This is a genomic window from Streptomyces sp. NPDC057438 (assembly GCF_042802995.1).
Taxonomy (GTDB): domain Bacteria; phylum Actinomycetota; class Actinomycetes; order Streptomycetales; family Streptomycetaceae; genus Streptomyces.
In genome coordinates this window covers 1-1,198 of sequence record NZ_JBHVDD010000214.1, presented here as the reverse complement: position 1 = coordinate 1,198, position 1,198 = coordinate 1, and the positions used below count along the sequence as shown (strand labels likewise).

Here is a 1,198-nt window from a genome sequence, read left to right as displayed (position 1 = left end):
ATGAAGCTGAGCAGTCCGGCACTGGCCAGCCCGGGGGCGACCAGCGGCAGATACACCCGCCGGAAGATGGTCACCTTGCCCGCGCCCATGCTGGCCGCGGCCGCCAGCAGACGCCGGTCGACACCGCGCATCACGCCGTACAGCAGCAGCACCGTGTAGGGGAGCATCATCGAGGTGGTGCCGATCACCACACCGAGTTCGTTGTACAGCAGCTGGAACGGCGCGCTGGGGACGGACACGGCGGTGAGGGTCTCGTTCACCAGGCCCTTGTCGCCGAGCATGATGATCCAGCCGTAGGTGCGCACCAGCGCGGAGACGAAGTGCGGGACGACCACGACCAGCATCGCCAGGCCCGCCCAGATGGGCTTGAGCCGGGAGATCGCCTGGGCCAGGACGAACCCGAACCCCAGGCTGAGCACGGCTGTTTCGGCGGAGATCCGCAGGGTCGTGAACAGCACCGAGAGGTTCACGCCGGTCAGAGCGTCGGCGTACCAGTGCAGGGTGAACGATCCGTCGGCGTCCTTCAGGCTCAGCAGCAGGGTGCTGAAGATCGGGTAGACGAACAGCACCAGCAGGTAGATGACGACCGGCAGCGCGTAGAGGATCCCGACACGGGTCCGGCGCGAGGCCAGGAGCTTGCGCGGGCGGGCGGGAGCGCCTGCGGTGAGGGTGGCTGCCATGACTCACCCCGCCTGTTCGGTGGGGAAGAGGTTGACGTCCTCGGGGTCAGCGGTGATCCCGACCCGCTCACCGGCGACGGGGCCTCGGCCGGCGGGGACTTCCAGACGCAGCAGCGGCGCCGCGCCACCGTCGATCCGCACACCCGCGCGGACCAGGGTGCCGACGTAGGTAGCCATCTCGACCGTGCCGGAACAGAAGCCGTCGCCGCTGGCCGAGGCCCGCAGCCGGCCCGGCTGCACAGCGACCTTCACCTCGGTGCCCGTGGCTAGGTCGTGGCGGCGGGCCTTGAGCAGTCCGCCGGAGTTGTCGAGGCGGACCAGTGTGTGGGCGTCGGTGTGCTGTTCGATGCGGCCGGGCAGGAAGTTGGCCGCGCCCAGGAAGTCCGCGACGAACGGCGTCTTCGGGCGTTCGAACAGCTCGCGGGGGGTGTCGAACTGCTCGATCAGACCGTTGCGCATCACCGCGATACGGTCCGACATGACCAGCGCCTCTTCCTGATCATGCGTCACATAGATGA

Annotated in this window: 2 protein-coding genes; both read right to left on the bottom strand. The window is 68.6% G+C overall.

The genetic code is table 11. The features are described 5' to 3' along the window. The coding region (locus tag ACFU5F_RS42470; protein ID WP_383899052.1) for an ABC transporter permease at window positions 1-680 on the bottom strand (680 nt) is incomplete at its 3' end. Window positions 681-683: 3 nt separating this feature from the next. Then, window positions 684-1,198: TOBE domain-containing protein (locus ACFU5F_RS42465; RefSeq protein WP_383899051.1), on the bottom strand; the 515-nt coding region annotated here is incomplete at its 5' end.